This is a genomic window from Candidatus Chordibacter forsetii (assembly GCF_964187505.1).
Classification (GTDB): domain Bacteria; phylum Verrucomicrobiota; class Verrucomicrobiia; order Opitutales; family Seribacteraceae; genus Chordibacter; species Chordibacter forsetii.
In genome coordinates, this window is sequence record NZ_CAXLML010000132.1 from 1 (window position 1) to 2,896 (window position 2,896).

The 2,896-nt window shown below is 49.0% G+C and carries 3 protein-coding genes; all 3 read left to right on the forward strand.

Features of this window, described 5'->3' with window-relative positions:
* Nucleotides 1–582 (forward strand): hypothetical protein (locus ACKPQ4_RS05920; RefSeq protein ID WP_407680279.1); only part of this gene is annotated, 582 nt, incomplete at its 5' end.
* Nucleotides 583–609: 27 nt separating this feature from the next.
* Complete coding sequence (locus ACKPQ4_RS05925; RefSeq protein WP_407680280.1) at nt 610–2,034, forward strand: sulfatase family protein; 1,425 nt, start codon at nt 610–612, stop codon at nt 2,032–2,034.
* A partial coding sequence (locus ACKPQ4_RS05930; RefSeq protein WP_407680281.1) for a sulfatase-like hydrolase/transferase occupies nt 2,031–2,896 on the forward strand: 866 nt, incomplete at its 3' end. The genes ACKPQ4_RS05925 and ACKPQ4_RS05930, both read left to right, overlap by 4 nt.

Genomic DNA, 2,896 nt, shown 5'->3' on the forward strand with positions numbered 1-2,896 from the left:
GACGGAACCGAGCAATTCCAGTTCCCCACCATATCTTCTCCAAGTAAAGATGATATCGCCGACCAATCCAAAGGTGGAGCAACGATTACTGCACCTCAGGGAAAACTAAGAACGGCACGCTCCTTATCTCCCAATCCAAATGTGTTGATTGATGGTCGGGGACAAAGCAAACAGGACTCTCCGCGTGAGTCTCTCTTCTTTGAGAACGGTCGCTATGGTTCCTTGCTGATGGACCTGGGTCGAGCAGTTTCCATCCGCAAGATCAATTCCTATTCCTGGCACCAGCACAACCGGATTGAAGATCACCGGGTGCGTGCACACCAGGGCTATGTGCTCTACGGTTTTGCAGGGGAGACCCCACCCTCTGCGGAAGCCGTTGGAGATCCAGATTCTGGGTGGGTGAGGATTGCCAGGGTAAATAGCGACCAATTTTTTCAGGTTCATCAAAAACTGGACCGCCCCGCCCAGCAGGCCTGCTCCATATTTGCATCCAAGGGGGAATTGGGCAAATACCGCTATTTATTGTGGGATGTAAAAGCCCCCACCTTTTTTGGAGAAATTGATGTGTACGAGACGCCCTGAGCATCTTTATTCCAAAAGGTAACCAAAATGAAATCATGTCCCCAATTTCTTCGCCTTTTTATTTTATTCAAATTCTCGATTCTTGCATGGGGAAAAGAACTGCCTAATGTAGTGATCATTCTCGCCGACGATATGGGCTATGGGGACTGCGAACAGTTTAACCCCGCCTCCAAAATCAGCACGCCCAACCTCAACCAGTTGGCCAACGAGGGGATCCGCTTTACCGATGCCCACGCTGCTAGCGGAACCTGCACCCCCTCCCGCTATGGCTTACTTACCGGAATCAACCCAGCCCGCAGCGGTATACTCAATACCCTGCTCGCCCGTGGAAAAGCAATCATTACCAAGGAAGAGAAAACACTGGGAGATTTATTTCGGTCCAAGGGGTATCGTACCCATATGGTCGGCAAATGGCACCTCGGTTTTAATTATCCTAATCAGAAGAAAAACAAGTGGACAGACCAACCGCTACCCGGTGGACCCGTTGACCAGGGGTTTGATACTTTTTTCGGTATTCATTCCTCAGCCGGATCCGATCCGATGTGCTGGATCGAAAACAATCGTTTCACCAAAGAGCCAACCGAGCCCTTTACTTTTCCAAAATTCAATATCAAGGGCGAAAGTATAACTGTGAAAACCAAAACTGCCTTCGGTTTTTCGGTTGAGCAAACCAGTCCCACGCTGGTGAAACGGGCAGTAAAAATTATTGAGGATCATGCCCAAGAGAAATCGAACAAACCTTTCTTTTTGTACTACGCCTCCCCCATCCCCCACCAACCCTGGGTGCCAATGAAAGAGTTTGCTGGCAAGAGCGGACTCGGCCCTTACGGTGATTTCTTGATGCAAATGGACTGGGTAGTAGGCCAGATTAATAATGCCCTCAAAAATGCTGGGCTCGACCAAAACACTCTTCTCTTCTTTACCAGCGATAATGGAGTCGGCCCGGTGGCACACAAACTAATGAAAGCACAGGGCCATGCCTCCTCGGAAAAATTTCGAGGCATGAAAGCGCATCGCTACGAGGGTGGACACCGGGTGCCCTTTATCGCGAAGTGGCCCGGCAAACTTGCCGCAGGAACCACCTCCGAATCCACCATCAATTTTACCGATTTCATTGCCACCTTTGCGGAGCTCTTAGGCATAAATCCAAAAGAAGAATTCCCCTCTGCCGTAGACAGCCATAGTTTTTTAACCGCTCTGCTTAAACCGGAAAGAAGATTTCCCCGCCCACCTATGGTGCACCGGTCCAATGCCATGCGGATCGAAGACTGGAAATGGATTCATCCCGACAGAAAAACTACTTTTGAAAAAACAAAACCACGAGATTATGAGCTCTATGACCTGCAAAATGATCCGGGCGAGCAAACCAACCTTGCCACCGAAAACCCAAAACTAGCGGATGAATTTTACCAAACCTACAAGGAATTTGACCTAGAAATAAAACTGAAATGAAACCGATGAATCATCCTGCTTTTCTCCTACGCCTGCTTTTCGCATTTGCTTTCGTCCTTTTATGCTATTTCACCACTGAGGCAAAGAAGCCCAATATCCTGCTCATCTTTTCCGATGATCATGCCAAAAAGGCACTGAGCTGTTACGGAAATCAAGACATCCAAACGCCTGCCCTCGACCGCATTGCCAACGAAGGTATGCGCTTTGAGCATGCTCTCACACCCAACTCCTTTTGCACGCCAGCCCGGGCCGCTGCTCTTACCGGGAAATATTCGCACCGCAATGGAGTGACCCACCTGAACCAACGCTTTGATGGTAGCCAGCAAACATTCCCCAAACTTTTACAAAAAGCAGGTTATGAAACCACTCTCTTTGGTAAATGGCACCTGCTCTCCCGCCCGACTGGTTTTGATTATTTTTGCGTACAAAAAATGCAGGGCAAACCATGGGACCCCAATGTATTTGAACCCCACCATCCATGGATAGACTGGAGCCCAAAAACCCAAAAAGAAGCCCTAAGAGGAGGTCGAACGATCAAGGGGTACAATAATGAAGTAATCACCACCGAGGCGATCCAATGGCTCAAAAAAAAGCGCGACCCAAACAAACCGTTCTGTCTATTACTCCATCCGAAACCACCCCACGAACCCTACGCTCCCCCGACCCGCTACGAGGACTTCCTCAAAGATGTTTTCATCCCCGAACCGCCGACCCTGCTGGATGACTACAAGGGAAGAACACCTGAAGCGATTTCGGAGATTATGAGAAACAACCGCATCATTCTTAAGCCCGTCTTTAAGGATATGCGGGAACGAATTGAAAAGGAAAACCCGGGAATTTCCCGAAATGACCTGACCCGTAA

What these genes read in the sequence shown, in the direction of transcription:
- ACKPQ4_RS05925 (WP_407680280.1), top strand. Translation starts at nt 610, where the DNA reads ATGAAATCATGTCCCCAATTTCTTCGCCTTTTTATTTTATTCAAATTC.